Origin of the sequence: Zunongwangia sp. HGR-M22 (assembly GCF_027594425.1) — a bacterium.
Taxonomy (GTDB): Bacteria; Bacteroidota; Bacteroidia; order Flavobacteriales; family Flavobacteriaceae; genus Zunongwangia.
The window spans coordinates 686,588-702,139 of the sequence record NZ_CP115159.1 but is presented as its reverse complement, the minus strand read 5'-3'; the positions used below and the strand labels follow the sequence as shown (position 1 = coordinate 702,139).

The 15,552-nt window shown below is 35.0% G+C and carries 12 protein-coding genes; 7 read left to right on the top strand and 5 right to left on the bottom strand.

The window, feature by feature from the left end:
- Positions 1 to 51 precede the first annotated feature (51 nt).
- Complete coding sequence (locus PBT91_RS03035; RefSeq protein ID WP_270060326.1) at positions 52 to 1,851, bottom strand: T9SS type B sorting domain-containing protein; 1,800 nt, start codon at positions 1,849 to 1,851, stop codon at positions 52 to 54.
- A 167-nt stretch (positions 1,852 to 2,018) separates the two neighbouring features.
- Here PBT91_RS03035 and folE point away from each other — a divergent pair, with 167 nt between their 5' ends.
- From folE to PBT91_RS03010, 5 genes are all read left to right on the top strand, one after another.
- A complete protein-coding gene (gene folE, locus PBT91_RS03030) occupies positions 2,019 to 2,696 on the top strand; it encodes a GTP cyclohydrolase I FolE (protein ID WP_270060325.1) in 678 nt (225 codons plus the stop codon).
- Between the two features lie 31 nt (positions 2,697 to 2,727).
- The gene (gene cysS, locus PBT91_RS03025) at positions 2,728 to 4,212 is read left to right on the top strand and encodes a cysteine--tRNA ligase (RefSeq protein ID WP_270060324.1); all 1,485 of its coding nucleotides are present in this window, start codon (positions 2,728 to 2,730) and stop codon (positions 4,210 to 4,212) included.
- Positions 4,213 to 4,236: 24 nt separating this feature from the next.
- On the top strand, positions 4,237 to 4,461 hold the full coding sequence (gene yidD, locus PBT91_RS03020) for a membrane protein insertion efficiency factor YidD (RefSeq protein ID WP_270060323.1): 225 nt from the start codon (positions 4,237 to 4,239) through the stop codon (positions 4,459 to 4,461).
- 94 nt (positions 4,462 to 4,555) lie between these two features.
- Positions 4,556 to 5,380, top strand: a complete 825-nt coding sequence (gene lgt, locus PBT91_RS03015; protein ID WP_270060322.1) for a prolipoprotein diacylglyceryl transferase — start codon at positions 4,556 to 4,558, stop codon at positions 5,378 to 5,380.
- Between the two features lie 2 nt (positions 5,381 to 5,382).
- A complete protein-coding gene (locus tag PBT91_RS03010) occupies positions 5,383 to 5,868 on the top strand; it encodes a DUF192 domain-containing protein (RefSeq protein ID WP_333474220.1) in 486 nt (161 codons plus the stop codon).
- Positions 5,869 to 6,231: 363 nt separating this feature from the next.
- Here PBT91_RS03010 and secDF read toward each other — a convergent pair whose 3' ends face one another.
- The 3 genes from secDF to gyrB form a co-directional block, all read right to left on the bottom strand.
- Positions 6,232 to 9,219 carry a protein translocase subunit SecDF gene (secDF, locus tag PBT91_RS03005; RefSeq protein ID WP_270060321.1) on the bottom strand — a complete coding sequence of 996 codons (2,988 nt, stop codon included), beginning with the start codon at positions 9,217 to 9,219 and terminating at the stop codon, positions 6,232 to 6,234.
- A 161-nt stretch (positions 9,220 to 9,380) separates the two neighbouring features.
- Entirely contained in the window at positions 9,381 to 10,307 is a 927-nt protein-coding gene (mdh, locus tag PBT91_RS03000) for a malate dehydrogenase (RefSeq protein ID WP_270060320.1), read from the bottom strand.
- Between the two features lie 220 nt (positions 10,308 to 10,527).
- Positions 10,528 to 12,468 carry a DNA topoisomerase (ATP-hydrolyzing) subunit B gene (gyrB, locus tag PBT91_RS02995; RefSeq protein WP_270060319.1) on the bottom strand — a complete coding sequence of 647 codons (1,941 nt, stop codon included), beginning with the start codon at positions 12,466 to 12,468 and terminating at the stop codon, positions 10,528 to 10,530.
- Between the two features lie 427 nt (positions 12,469 to 12,895).
- Between gyrB and PBT91_RS02990 the strand changes: the two genes are divergently transcribed.
- Positions 12,896 to 13,456 carry a DUF2911 domain-containing protein gene (locus tag PBT91_RS02990; RefSeq protein WP_270060318.1) on the top strand — a complete coding sequence of 187 codons (561 nt, stop codon included), beginning with the start codon at positions 12,896 to 12,898 and terminating at the stop codon, positions 13,454 to 13,456.
- Between the two features lie 49 nt (positions 13,457 to 13,505).
- Here the strand turns inward: PBT91_RS02990 and PBT91_RS02985 are convergent, their stop codons facing one another.
- Positions 13,506 to 14,138: a 7-carboxy-7-deazaguanine synthase QueE gene (locus PBT91_RS02985; RefSeq protein ID WP_270060317.1), complete on the bottom strand. Its 633-nt coding sequence runs from the start codon at positions 14,136 to 14,138 to the stop codon at positions 13,506 to 13,508.
- Between the two features lie 88 nt (positions 14,139 to 14,226).
- Here PBT91_RS02985 and PBT91_RS02980 point away from each other — a divergent pair, with 88 nt between their 5' ends.
- Entirely contained in the window at positions 14,227 to 15,540 is a 1,314-nt protein-coding gene (locus PBT91_RS02980) for a D-alanyl-D-alanine carboxypeptidase/D-alanyl-D-alanine-endopeptidase (RefSeq protein ID WP_270060316.1), read from the top strand.
- Positions 15,541 to 15,552 lie beyond the last annotated feature (12 nt).

Genomic DNA, 15,552 nt, shown 5'->3' with positions numbered 1-15,552 from the left:
ATTTATAAAAAAGCCTAATAATTATTTTTACATTATTAGGCCTTTTTAATACTATCTTTTTAAAGTAAAGTGACCACTAAAATGTTTAATGCTAGTGGATGAAGGAGTTGTATATTCTAACCGAAACCAATAATCATCCTGCACTAATAATTCTCCATTAAAAGATCCATCCCAGCCTTCTCCTTCTGGGTCAATTTCACGAATAAAATTACCATAGCGATCAAACAATTTAATATTTAATATTCGATAATCCTTATCTGAAGTGACCGTCCAAAAATCATTGATTCCATCTCCATTAGGAGTAAAGAAAAAATCGAAACCAATCACAGTAAATTCATCTTTCAGAACATTCCCACAACCACCAATTTCTCTTACGCTAACTTCATGAACTCCCTTTTCTATATTATTAAATACATTTTGTGAAGTATATACCCCATTGTCCAAACGATATTCGAATTCAGAGGAATGCCCTAAAAATGGTTCTGCTTGAACTTCTACATTCCAATTTTGTCCAAAATTCGCCTTTAATATTTCAATTTCTATGGATTCAGGTTCTGAAACGTATCTTAATTTTGTAGAATAGGAAACTTCGCACCCCGTTGTAGCCTCTGTGATTACTAAATTATATTCTGGATTTATTGATTGTTGATTTAGAGAAATTTCAAAATCATTGGAAATTACTTCATTTCCATTCAACCAGGTGTAATTATAATTTTCACCATAGTCAAAACCTAAGACTAATTCTTCCTGAAATTCCCCAGAGGCATTAACACACATTTCTATTTCTTCTGGAAATTTCATTTGTGGAAGTTGAAGTATTTTTAGCTGAATTTCACTAATCTCAGAATAACAACCGGTAAAAAGATCTCTTATTCTTACAAATATTGTTTCCGAAACTTCGGCTTTGTAAAGAGAAGGCTTTGCTATCATTTCATCATTATCAATATCCTGCTGCGTTTCGAAATATTCTATTTCATATCCTTCAGTAAAATTAGTGTTTCCTAAAAGTTCTTGCTCTTTTTGCGTAAGATCAACATTATTTCCTTTTTGGCAAACAACGATAGATTCAGCCGGCTTTTGAATTTTTGGTCGATCATAAAAGTGGATATTCACAACATCCTCAATATCATTATTACCATCCCCATCTTCCACTAAGACTTTATAAGTGCCGTCTTTAGCAACATTTAACTTCGATGATGCTTCACCTGAAATTTCAGTAAAATCATCAATGCTTTCATCAAAAACAAACCATTGATAACCAGAAGCGCCCTCGATTTCTGCATCCAAAATAGTTTCCGTATTACTACATAAAACCTGATCATGTCCTAAAACACCATCTAAAACGGTACAATCTGTAGAGCCTGAATTTTCATTCATTTCAATTTGCTCAAGGCTAATATATCCTGGCAACGTACTATAATTAAGCAACGCAAAAACATAAATCTCATCTTCTTTTGCATTTGTAATATTAGCTATTTCTATAGCATCTTTTTCATAAGAGCAATCGATTAAGTTGTCTTCAGAAAGAATAGAAGAACTACAATAATTATCTCTTTTATTGAAGGGTCCCCATATCACAAAATCTACATCTAGTAGCTCTCCACTACCATCAGCATTCTCTGTCTGTGTAATTAGAAATTCTAGATCACCGCTATCTTCTATTTGTAAATAAAACCAGGCAGGATATCTTTTAAGTTCCAGGCAACCATAGTCGGGACCTTCTTCGGCTACTATTACATTTGTAATTTCTGTATTAGAATTTGGAAAAACTAGTTGATCTTCACCTGCACAGAAAGGCTTAATATCATCACATCTGGTACCCTGAGCAGAAAGCCCTAAACTTAACAGCATCAAGCTACACAAAAAACCTATTTGGAAAGTACCTAAAAACATTAGCCCGCAAATTATAAAATTTTACGATGCGAAATGCATAAATAGACAAGTTGGACTAAAAAGACTATTAAATGTGTATCTTTGCAAGCTAAATGAATACTTTACGACTCATAGCGTAAAACGGCATGAAAATAGACAAAGTTTTGAATGAAATTGAAGAAATGGGTGATGCACACGCCGGAAGTAGTGCAGATACTCCAATAAGAAAAGATGCTTTTGAAGTTAGTGACACCGATAAAATTGCACTAATAAGAGAAGATGTAGAGCATATAATGCACACTTTGGGATTAGATCTTAGTGACGACAGCCTTAAAGGAACTCCACAACGAGTAGCGAAGATGTTTGTGAATGAGATTTTTTCTGGATTGGATCCAAAAAGAAAACCTAAAGCCTCTGTCTTCGATAACAAATACAAATACGGAGAAATGCTTGTTGAGAAAAATATCACCGTTTACTCAACCTGCGAACACCACCTTCTACCAATCGTAGGTAAAGCCCATGTTGCTTATATATCTAACGGTACTGTAGTAGGTCTATCCAAAATGAATCGAATTGTAGATTATTTTGCTAAAAGACCACAGGTACAAGAACGTTTAACGATGCAGATCGTACAAGAACTACAAAAGGTTTTAGAAACCGATGATGTTGCTTGTGTTATAGATGCAAAACACCTTTGTGTAAACAGCAGAGGAATTAGAGATATTGAAAGTAGTACCGTTACCAGTGAATTTGGCGGAGCTTTTAAGAAAAAAGAAGTTCGTAGAGAATTTCTTGATTACATTAAGCTGGATACTACATTTTAATTAATTTGCTTTTTTTAAACAACGCTTTAATATGGCGCTTTTCGAATATCAACAACTACGAATTTACAACACAATTTCTGGAGAAAAAGAAGTATTTAAACCCATAAACGATAGTCACGTAGGCATGTATGTATGCGGGCCTACCGTCTATAGCAATGTTCACCTTGGGAATTGCCGCACTTTTATATCTTTTGATCTGGTTTTTAGATATCTAAAACATTTAGGATATAAAGTTAGATATGTTCGTAACATTACCGATGCCGGTCATTTAGAAAATGATGCCGAAACTGGTGAAGATCGTATCGCTAAAAAAGCAAGATTAGAGCAAATAGAACCTATGGAAGTGGTACAGAAATATACCGTAGATTTCCATAATATTCTTGAAAAATTCAACAATTTACCGCCAAGCATAGAGCCAACTGCTACGGGCCACATCGTGGAGCAGATCGAGATTATTAAAACCATTATCGATAATGGCTATGCTTACGAAGCAAATGGATCGGTTTACTTTGATGTTTTAAAATATAACGAAGAGAAACATTACGGCAAATTAAGTGGTAGAGCAATTGAAGATATGATTGCCAACACACGTGAACTTGCTGCACAGAGTGATAAAAAAAGTCCGCAGGATTTTGCTCTTTGGAAAAAAGCTGAACCACAACATATCATGAGATGGCCTTCGCCTTGGAGTGATGGTTTTCCTGGATGGCATTTAGAGTGTACTGTAATGAGCACCAAATATCTTGGAGAAAAATTTGATATTCATGGTGGCGGAATGGATCTTAAATTCCCGCATCACGAGTGTGAAATCGCCCAAGGAGAAGCTGCATGCGGTAAAGACCCGGTAAATTACTGGATGCACGCTAACATGCTTACTTTAAACGGTAAAAAAATGGCTAAAAGCACAGGAAACAACATTCTTCCTGAAGAGCTTTTTAGCGGCCAAAACGAAGTAATTGGGAAAGCTTTTTCTCCTAATGTTGCTAGGTTTTTTATGCTTCAAGCACACTACAGAAGTATTCTAGATTTTTCAAAAGAAGCTTTAAGCGCCAGTGAAAAAGGCTTTAATAGATTATTGGATGCCTATGCATCTATAGATGAGCTTCCGGAAGCTAAAGAAAGCACTTTCAATTTATCAGAATGGAAGCAGTCCTGCTATGATGCCATGAACGATGATTTTAACAGCCCAATTTTAATTGCCAGATTATTTGATGCTGTAAAGTCTATCAACGCCATCAAAGAGGAAACCTTAAAAATTTCTTCTGAAGATAAATTAGAACTTAAGAAGGCATTACACGACTTCTTGTTTAACATTCTAGGATTACGTGATGGTGACACAAATCTAGATGACGATTCTGATAAACTTTCAGGAACCGTTGAATTACTTATCAAACTAAGAGCTGAAGCAAGAAATAACAGAGATTTTGCAACAAGCGATAAAATTCGCGATGAATTACAGGAACTTGGGATTCAGCTGAAAGATGGAAAAGACGGTACTACATTTTCTATTCAGTAAAAACGAAATAATAAATGGATAACTATGCTTAGAAAAATGCTTATTTATCCATTTATTATTTTGGTTAAATGCTACCAAAATTTTATTTCTCCTTTAACTCCTGCAACCTGCAGGTATTCTCCTACATGCTCTACTTATACTATAGAGGCTTTAAAAAAACATGGTTTATTTAAAGGAGGATGGCTAGCAATAAAGCGTATTATAAGTTGTAATCCTTGGGGAGGTAGCGGTTACGATCCTGTTCCTTGATTTCAAAACCTTTCAGATTATTGATTAAACTGCTTTTTATAGGCGAAGTTTTATCAAATATGTATATTTACAGCTAATTCGATAAATAAGAATAATGCTCGTCAACGCAATTAGATGGAGCCCTTCTGAAGGGATAGATTTAGGAATTCTCACTATACACTACTACAGTTTAATGTTTCTTATTGCCTTTGGTTTAGGTTGGTATATTATGAAGGCGATATACACCAGAGAGGGCATAGAAATAGAGAAATTAGACTCTCTATTTATCTATACAGTACTTGCTACTTTAATAGGCGCGAGACTTGGGCATGTCTTATTTTATGATTGGGATTATTTTCAGCATCACCTTCTAGAAATTTTCTTACCGGTAAAATTTGAACCTGAATTTCAATTTACTGGCTTTAGAGGATTGGCAAGCCATGGTGCCGCAATAGGAATCATTACAGCGATGTATTTATACCGCAAAAGAGTATTAAATAAACCGGTATTGTGGATTCTAGACAGAATAGTTATCCCTGTTGCATGTGGCGGTATATTCGTTAGAATCGGGAATTTCATGAATTCTGAAATCATCGGTAAACCAACTAACAGCGATTACGGCATAATCTTCCAGAACTTAGGAGAAACATTTCCGCGCCATCCCGCACAGCTTTATGAAAGTTTTTGTTATTTACTTGTCTTTCTTTTATTGTATTTTCTTTATTGGAAGACCAATAAAAGATTTAAGATTGGCTATATTTTCGGACTTTTCTTAGTCTTACTTTGGACAGTTAGATTTTTTGTAGAATTCGTTAAAGAACCACAAGTAGAAGAAAGAGCCACATGGCTTTTAAATACAGGACAGTGGCTTAGTATCCCATTTATTATCGCTGGCTTATATTTTATGTATCGCCCGCAAAACAAACCTGAAAGCATTTAATTGTGATTAAAAAATTCTTTAATATAAGTATTATAGGTTTCGCAATTATTTTTACATCCTGTAAAAATGATGAAGGAAAGACAGTAGAAACCGAAGAAATTGAATTTCGAAAAGATGCAGAATTATATCTAATAAAGACTTCAGGTGATACACTGAAAATGCTAGATATAGAAATTGCAAACGACAATTATACTAGAGCTACAGGTTTAATGTATAGAGAATCCCTGAAGGAAAACCATGGTATGCTCTTTGTCTATCCCAGCGCTGCTCCTAGAAGCTTTTATATGAAAAACACTTACATTCCATTGGATTTGGTTTTCTTTAATTCAGACAGCACTATAGTAAGCTTCCAGAAAGACGCAAAACCTTTAGATGAAACTTCTTTACCATCCCAAGAACCAGCTCAGTTTATCCTTGAAATAAATGCAGGATCTTCAGAAAGATGGGACCTCAATAAAGGTGATAGATTTAGTGTTCAGCAAGATTAAGAATACTTCTTTTTCCTCCTTAATTTGAAATAAAACAGCACTTCTCTAAATTTCTGAACCATCACAAGAAGCCATATTTGAATCCCTTTAGAAGTTCTCTATTGATTTAAAAACGCAGAATTCATTAAAGGATAATTACCTCCATCTATTCTAAAATAAACTTCTAGAAATTGGATTCTTGATTTAATCGCTTGCCCTCACTTCAGGCTAAAAACAATTCAGAATTATCGAACTAAATATTCGGGTTATTAGAAACACGTCTTAACACCAGAAAACTATCGATATTGATTTCAATAATAAATAAAAAATCCCCACCTATGTGGGGATTTTTTTATTCTTACAAAAGAAACTTAGCTTAGCTGCTTAAGCCACGGTCTCTTCTTCTACTTCTTTTTTATCTTGTATAGAAGATTTCTTTTTTACACTATCAAACATAACTGGTGTAGCTATAAATAATGAAGAATATGTACCAACTACAACACCAACGATAAGTGCAAACATAAAGCCTCTAATACTTTCTCCTCCAAAAATAAATATTGCAAGCAATACTACTAATGTTGTTAAAGAGGTATTTAATGTACGGCTTAATGTACTGTTTAAAGCTGCATTTACCGTTTTACCAAGCTTCCAAGTATTATGCTCGTTCACAAATTCTCTAATTCTATCGAAAACAACTACGGTATCGTTCAGCGAATAACCAATTACAGTTAAAATTGCAGCGATAAAGGCCTGATTGATTTCCATGCTGAAAGGCATAAACTTGTATAACAATGAGAATACACCAAGAACGATCAAAACATCATGGAAAACTGCTGCAACAGCTCCTAAACTAAATTGCCATTTTCTAAACCTTAATAGAATATAAAGGAATACTACTATTAGCGAACCTAAAACAGCCCAGAAAGAAGCCGTCTTAATATCATCGGCGATTGTAGGACCTACTTTCATAGATTCCATAATACCAACTGTTTTATCTGAAGAACCATTGATAAATTCCTCCTCGGTAGTATCAGCTGGCAAGTATGGTTTAAGACTTTCAAAAAGACCTTCTTGAATTTCCAGATCTACTTCAGTACCTTCATTTTCAACTTTGTAATTTGTTGTAATTTTCAATTGATTATTTGGTCCAAAAGTTTTTGCTTCTGCATTACCAAATTTTTCAACTAGCACATTTTGCACTTCAGTAGGACTCACATCTTGATCGAACCTTACTGTATATGTACGACCTCCAACAAAATCTACTCCATAATTTAAACCTTGTGTAAGTAAAGATCCAAGACTTATTACAATTAATATTCCTGAAATGATATAAGCAATCTTCCTTTTCCCTAAGAAGTCACTATTCATTCCTTTAAATAAGTTTTTAGTAATTCCGGTAGCAAATTCTAGTGATTTACCATTCTTGCCGTAACCATCAATAAACAAACGAGTAATGAATATTGCCGTGAATAATGATGTTGCAATACCAATTAATAAAGTTGTAGCAAATCCTTTAATTGGACCGGTACCTAAAATCAATAATATAAATCCTGTAAGACCAGTTGTAATGTTTGCATCTAAGATTGAAGATAATGCATTACTAAATCCATCTTTAATAGATTCCGCTTGAGATTTTCCTTTCGCTAATTCTTCTTTGATACGTTCAAAGATCAGCACGTTGGCATCAACCGACATACCTATGGTAAGAACAATACCAGCAATACCAGGCAATGTAAGAACAGCACCTAATCCAGCTAATATTCCGAAAATAAACAAGATGTTTACGATAAGGGCGATATCAGCAAAAACTCCAGCTTTTCCATAATAGAAAATCATCCAAACTAATACTAATACCAAAGCAATTGCGAAAGAAAGCATACCACTATCAATAGCTTCCTGACCTAGAGATGGCCCAACAATTTCACTTTGAATAATATCTGCAGAAGCAGGTAGTTTACCAGCTCTAAGAACATTCGCTAAATCTTTTCCTTCTTCAATACCAAAATCTCCGGTGATTTCACTTCGTCCTCCCGAAATTGCTCCGGTAGAAACTCCCGGTGCAGAATACACTATATCATCTAAAACAATAGCGATTTGTGTTTGGTTGTTTGAAGCATAACCTGTCATCTCTTCCCAGATCTTAGCTCCAGTTCCATCCATTTGCATAGACACTGCTACACGACCAACCTGATCGTAGGTTTGCTGTGCATCTGTAATTACACTACCACTTAACGGTGGTTGGTTATCTCTATTCGATTTTAATGCATATAAACCTGTTGCATTAGTATCATCGTCTGCCACGCCCCAAACAAATCTCGCATAACGTTGTTCCGCAGGAAGAAGATTTCTTACCTGAGGCATACTTAAGTAAGTATTTACTTTAGCGGTATCCTGTACATTAAAGTATGCTAATACAGGACCTCCTTGTGCTCCTGGCCCAATAATTAAATCGAATAATGGATTATTAGATTGTACAGCAGTACTATCTTCTGCATCTGCCAATAAATCATCTATATCACTATTTTCCTGAGAAGTTGAATCAGCAACATTAGCTGCTTCCTCTTCTTCTGAAACAATACCTTTTAAAACTTGATTCGCTTGAGCAAGGAAAGGACCAAATTCGTTATTTTTAAATACGTGCCAGAACTCTAACTGAGCAGTACTTTGCAATAAATTCTGAATTCGGTTTACGTCTTTAGCTCCTGGAAGTTCTACTAAAATTCTTCCTGAATTCCCTAAACGTTGAATGTTTGGTTGAGTAACACCAAATTTATCGATACGCTTACGCAATACTTCAAAAGCTGAAGTAATAGACTCATCTACTTTTTGTCTTACGATCGGCTTAACCTCATCGTTAGACATATCGTAAGTAACGTCGTCACTTAAAGTCTTATTAGCAAAAATATCTGGAGAAGCTAATTGAGCATCAGGAATAGCATCAAATTTTTCGAAGAAAATATCAATATAATCATCCTGACTAGTTACAGAAGCTTCTCTAGCTTCGACAAGTGCTTTATTAAAAGCAGGATCATCAGAATCATTTGCTAAACCTCTAATAATATCTTCAACAGAGATTTGAAGAATAACATTAATTCCTCCTTTAAGATCTAAACCTTTGTTTAATTCTTTATCCTTAGCAGCATTATAAGTTATCCCGGCAATGATTTCATTATTCCCAATGGAATCTAGATAATCTTGTTCTGCCTGATCTCTTAAATCTGAATAATTCTCTCTGCTCTCGTCAATTTTTCGTGCAGCAAATTCTTCTGCTTCACTTTCAACACTATTAGTTAGGTATGTAAATGATAATTGGTAGATACATACTAAACCAAATAAAATTGCAAAAACTTTAATAAGTCCTTTATTCTGCATTATTCCTCAAATTATAATTAAATAGCTGTTTTTTAAAAACGGACAAATATAGCGTTTCAATACTGAAATCCCAATAAATTCTTTTTGAAAATTTTAACTTTTAAACATAAAAAAAAGCCACATAACATGTGGCTTTTTAGCTGTATTTAAAGGGGATAAAACTATAATTCTAATAAACCATTTGTCTTTTTCACACCTTCTGCGCTTTCTTTTATTTTAGTTTTTTCTGCATCGTTTAATTCGATTTCAACGATTTTTTCTAAACCGTCTTTACCAATTACTGCAGGCACACCAATTGCGATATCTTCCAGTCCGTATTCTCCTTCAAGATAGGCTGAACATGGGAAAATTTTCTTTTGATCACAAGCAATAGCCTGCACCAAAGCAGAAACCGCAGCACCTGGAGCATACCAAGCACTAGTTCCCAATAGTTTAGTTAGCGTAGCACCACCAACTTTAGTATCTTCAGCAACCTGAGTTAAACGATCATCTGAAAGAAATGCAGTTACTGGAATACTGTTACGTGTTGCTAATCTTGTAAGTGGCACCATTCCGGTATCACTGTGACCCCCAATTACCATTCCATCTACATCTGAAATTGGAGCTTCTAAAGCTTCGGCTAATCTATATTTGAAACGAGCACTATCTAAAGCACCGCCCATTCCAATAATTTTATTTTTAGGAAGGCCTGTAGTTTTGTGCACTAAATATGTCATTGTATCCATTGGGTTACTAACAACTATTAGCGTCACATTTGGAGAATGCTTTATAAGATTGCTTGATACTTCTTTAACGATACCTGCGTTAATACCAATAAGCTCCTCACGAGTCATTCCTGGTTTTCTAGGAATACCACTGGTGATTACTGCTACATCACTTCCGGCGGTTTTAGAATAATCGTTGGTACTTCCTGTTATTTTAGTATCAAAACTGTTTAAAGAAGCAGTTTGCATAAGGTCCATTGCCTTACCTTCAGCATATCCTTCTTTAATATCTAATAATACAACTTCTGAAGCGAAGTTTTTTATGGCAACATATTCAGCGCAGCTAGCACCTACAGAACCAGCTCCTACTACTGTAACTTTCATTTTGTGAATTTATCGGTTAATATCTATCCCAAAAATACAAATTATGATATTGGAATACTAATAAAGACAGGTTAAATAGCTTAAGACTATATCTCGACAAACTACATCTACTTAAAAAAACGAATTTTAATATTTTAGCTTTCTAAAAAAATACTCATATCATATAAAATTAATAAGCCCGGGATTTCTCCCGGGCTTATTAATTTTATATCTCTTTACACTATGCATCAATATTGGCATATTTAGCATTCTTTTCTATAAATTCTCTACGTGGTGGAACCTCGTCTCCCATTAACATAGAAAAAATACGATCTGCTTCTCCGGTATTATCTATAGTTACCTGTCTTAGCTTTCTATGCTGAGGATCCATTGTAGTATCCCAAAGTTGCTCTGCATTCATCTCCCCAAGACCTTTATATCGTTGGATTTGTACTCCTCCGCTATAACTTTCGGCAATTGCATCGCGCTCTTCTTCATTCCAAGCATATCGCTTTTTCTGACCTTTTTTCACTAAATATAGCGGTGGCGTTGCTATATATATGTGTCCTTGCTCTATAAGCTCTTTCATATATCTAAAGAAGAAAGTAAGAATAAGTGTTTCGATATGGCTACCATCCACATCGGCATCACACATAATCACAATCTTATGATAACGTAATTTAGAAAGGTTAAGTGCCTTAGTATCTTCCTCTGTTCCTATCGTAACTCCCAGAGCTGTGTAGATATTTTTAATCTCCTCATTATCAAACACACGGTGAGACATCGCTTTCTCTACGTTCAAAATTTTACCTCTAAGCGGCAAAATTGCCTGAAAATTTCGATCACGTCCTTGTTTCGCAGTTCCACCTGCCGAGTCTCCCTCTACAAGAAAAACTTCACATTGCGTTGGATCTACCTCAGAGCAATCTGATAATTTCCCAGGTAAACCGCCAATACTCATAGCTGTTTTACGCTGTACCATTTCACGGGCTTTTTTGGCAGCATTACGTGCCTGAGCAGCAAGAATAACTTTTTGAACGATTGTTTTAGCATCATTTGGATTTTCCTCCAAATAATTCTCAAGCATTTCTGAAACTGCTTGTGAAACTGCGGAAGTTACCTCCCTATTTCCAAGCTTAGTCTTAGTTTGCCCTTCAAATTGAGGTTCGGCAACTTTTACCGATATAATTGCGGTGAGCCCTTCACGGAAATCATCCCCAGTAACTTCAAATTTAACCTTTTCAAGCAAACCTGAAGCATCTGCGTATTTCTTCAAAGTAGTCGTTAAACCTCTTCTGAAACCAGAAAGATGCGTTCCTCCTTCGTGGGTATTAATATTATTTACGTAAGAGTGAAGATTTTCGTTAAATGTATCGTTATACACCATAGCAACCTCTACAGGAATACCGTTCTTCTCCCCTTCCATACTTACCACATCGGCAATAATAGGATCCCTGGTACCATCTAGAAAACGTATAAATTCCTTTAAACCTTCTTCAGAATGAAAAACTTCTCCAAGAAATTCACCATTCTCATCTTTTTCTCTTTTATCAGTAAGAACGATTTTAATTCCTTTATTTAAATACGCAAGTTCCCGCATACGTTTTGCAAGCGTTTCGTAGCTGTATTCTAAAGTCTGCTGAAAGATAGAAGGATCTGGTTTAAAAGTCACCAAAGTACCACTAAGCTCTGTTTCACCAACGGGTTTTACAGGATAAACTGGTTTACCCAACTCATATTCCTGCTCCCAAATCTGTCCATCCCTATAAACTGTTGCTTTTAAATGTGTAGATAATGCATTTACACAACTTACACCTACACCATGAAGACCTCCGGAGACTTTATAAGAGTCTTTATCAAACTTCCCCCCTGCACCAATCTTGGTCATCACAACCTCTAATGCCGAAACACCTTCTTTCTTATGTAAATCTATAGGAATACCACGACCGTTATCTTCTACGGTAATAGAATTATCTTCGTTAATATCAACTTTTATAGAGTCACAATGCCCTGCTAACGCCTCATCAATAGAGTTGTCAACTACTTCGTAAACCAAATGATGCAAACCTCTCACACCGGTATCTCCTATATACATTGAAGGTCGCATGCGCACATGCTCCATACCTTCAAGCGCCTGTATACTATCAGCCGAATACTTTTTTACCTTGGCTTCTTCGCTCATATTTTGCTAATTAAATTCGTCTCTATTTGAATAACGAACAAATATAACAAAACGTTAATTTCTTTATAGCCAATACCTGACTCTAAACCTTTTAAGTTATCAACAATTTGTGCAAAAAAAGCCCATGACAACACGAGAAATTCTCTTGCATCACGGGCATAACAAACCACACGTTTATTGTAAAATCTTTAGAGGTATCTATTTTGAAAACAAATATGAATTATAACTTACAATTATTAAACATTAAAGATCAGTTGTATTACATATTAAAATAGATTTTACTGAATTCAAATTTTATTTCAATCAATTTTTGATATTATTCTTAAATCATTTTAAAAATGTAACTTATAAAAATTTTAACAACATATAAACAGCCTAATTATAGGTACCTGTTATATTTACTTAAAACAAAATTGACAAAAGAATTATGAAGAAATTAATGATGATGGCCGTTTTAGCTATAGGCCTTAGCGGTACAGCAACACTTTCTGCACAATCGCAAGGACCCAACTTTGCAAAAATGGATGTTAGTCCTATGGATATAGCTTTATACCGTAACGACAATAATGAGCCAATTGCAAGGGTAATATACAGCAGACCACAACGTAGAGATAGAGAGGTTTTTGGAAAACTTGTCCCATACGGTGAAGTTTGGAGAACGGGAGCAAATGAAGCTACCGAGGTTACCTTTTACAAGGATGTAATGATAGCAGGTGCTAAAATAGATGCAGGAACCTACACACTGTATTCTATACCTGAGGAAAAAGAATGGACTATTATTCTGAATAAAAAAACCTTAACCTGGGGAGCTTACGAATACAGTTCTGAGATGGATCTTGCAAGAATCAATGTCCCAGTAAGACAAATGCAAAATTCTGTAGATGCGCTATCCATAAGTTTTGAGAAAGACGAAGATACCAAAGGTGCAAACCTATTAATTGGATGGGATAAGAGTTATGTAAAAGTTCCTATGAAGGTTGCCAAGTAAACAACAAGTTTGAAATAAAAAAAAGCCTCCAATTGGAGGCTTTTTTTTATTACGGTATATTCAAATATTTATGGGTTTGTAAAGACACCTTCCATTTTGGATTTTTCATTACATATTCCACAATCATTGGGATAACCTTATCACGATTACTCCATTCTGGTTGCAAATATAATATGCAATTCTCACCTACTTGGGCTGCCTGCTCTTCAGCAAACTTAAAATCATGCTTATTAAAAATAATTACTTTAAGCTCGTGAGCTAAAGGATAAATTTCTGGCTCAGGCAATTTTATCTTTTTTGGTGAAAGACAAATCCAATCCCAAATTCCTGTAAGCGGATAAGCCCCTGAAGTTTCAATATGAATTTGGCAATCTTGCTTTTTAAGAGTAGAAGTTAAAGTCGTCATATCCCAAGTTAACGGCTCTCCTCCTGTAATAACGATTGTCTTACTAAATTTAGTAGCTTTTTCTACAATTTCGCCTACATGTGTTGGTGGATGCAAACCTGCATCCCAGCTTTCTTTTACATCACACCAATGGCAACCAACATCACAACCACCAATCCTAATAAAGTAAGCAGCTGTCCCCTTATGAAATCCTTCACCTTGTATGGTATAAAATTCTTCCATTAACGGAAGCATTATCCCTCTGTCTACCAGCTCCTGTGTTTCTTCTGTAATCATAGCTTGCAAAGATAGGGAATCAAATATTATTTGCTGCAAAAGTGATCTATCAAAAAACTTTCTTACTTTCAGGACAAATTTATCTAACTTGAAAAATACTAGCCTTTTCATACTTTTCCTGATAACTATAGCAATTACAAGTTGCGCTTCTTCTAAAAAAGTAACCGAAAATTTAGAAACCATATTTGAAAGCTCCCCAGAGTTTAAACAGGGTTTTACTGGTCTTGTAATTTATGACCCGGAAACTAAAGAAACAATTTTCAATAAAAATGGAGACAAATATTTCACACCGGCTTCTAATACCAAACTCTTTACATTTTATACGGCATTAAAAATACTTGGTGATTCCATACCGGCTGTAAAATATACTATGTACGGTGATAGTCTAATCTTTAAAGGAACTGGCGACCCTAGTTTATTCTACGATAACTTAAGCAATGAAAATATACTTGGATTTTTTGCGGAAACTGATAAAAAATTGTTCCTCCTGAAATCCAATTTTAAGGAAGAACATTTTGGCCCGGGTTGGGCATGGGACGATTTTAACGGCAGCTACTCAGCCGAGAGAAATGCGCTCCCTATCTACGGAAATACCGTTCAGTTTGAATTTACAGAGGGCCAAGATTCGCCTAATATTCACCCTGATATTTTCGTCGATTCTGTTTATTCTGAAAAAAATAAAGAATTAGGAAAAAATATCTATCGCAATGAGAAAAGCAACAAATTTCAGTTTAAAAAATATAAAAGATCGAAAAATTCGACTCAGAATGTTCCTTTTATAACTTCAGAAATCACCTCAGCAAAACTTTTGAGCGACACCATTAGAAAAGAGGTGATGATATTAAAGAAGCTTCCTGAAAATCTCCAATTAGACAAAGTAATTTATAGCAATAAGGCCGATAGTCTTTATAAAAAAATGCTTCAGAAAAGTGACAATTTTATAGCCGAGCAGCTTTTATTACTTTCCGCAGATAAATTGTCTGATACTCTTAGAACTTCTATTGCCATAAATTATGCACAAAAAAGTTTAGTGAATGACCTGCCAGATAAAATAAATTGGCACGACGGCTCTGGTCTTACCCGATACAACTTATTTACTCCAAGAAGTATTATTGCCCTTATTAGTAAAATCACTGCTGAAATAGGTGAAGAAAAATTCAAATTGCTCTTACCTGCAGGTGGAGAATCAGGTACCCTCAAAAATAGCTATAAAGCAAACAAACCTTACATTTACGCTAAATCTGGATCGCTGAGAAATAATCATTCCTTAAGCGGATTATTAATTACCAGAAGCGGAAAGACTTTATACTTTAGTTTTATGAATAGTAATTACGTTGTTCCTTATTCGCAACTTACAAAAGCAATGGAAAGAGTTCTTAAAACTGTTCGTGATCACTACTAAAACCTAACAACT

Coding starts and splice junctions, on each gene's coding strand:
- folE (WP_270060325.1), top strand. CDS start 2,019: ATGAAAATAGACAAAGTTTTGAATGAAATTGAAGAAATGGGTGATGCA.
- PBT91_RS02985 (WP_270060317.1), bottom strand. CDS start 14,138: ATGATTACAGAAGAAACACAGGAGCTGGTAGACAGAGGGATAATGCTT.
- yidD (WP_270060323.1), top strand. CDS start 4,237: ATGCTTAGAAAAATGCTTATTTATCCATTTATTATTTTGGTTAAATGC.
- PBT91_RS02990 (WP_270060318.1), top strand. CDS start 12,896: ATGAAGAAATTAATGATGATGGCCGTTTTAGCTATAGGCCTTAGCGGT.
- cysS (WP_270060324.1), top strand. CDS start 2,728: ATGGCGCTTTTCGAATATCAACAACTACGAATTTACAACACAATTTCT.
- secDF (WP_270060321.1), bottom strand. CDS start 9,219: ATGCAGAATAAAGGACTTATTAAAGTTTTTGCAATTTTATTTGGTTTA.
- PBT91_RS03035 (WP_270060326.1), bottom strand. CDS start 1,851: ATGCTGTTAAGTTTAGGGCTTTCTGCTCAGGGTACCAGATGTGATGAT.
- gyrB (WP_270060319.1), bottom strand. CDS start 12,468: ATGAGCGAAGAAGCCAAGGTAAAAAAGTATTCGGCTGATAGTATACAG.
- mdh (WP_270060320.1), bottom strand. CDS start 10,307: ATGAAAGTTACAGTAGTAGGAGCTGGTTCTGTAGGTGCTAGCTGCGCT.
- lgt (WP_270060322.1), top strand. CDS start 4,556: ATGCTCGTCAACGCAATTAGATGGAGCCCTTCTGAAGGGATAGATTTA.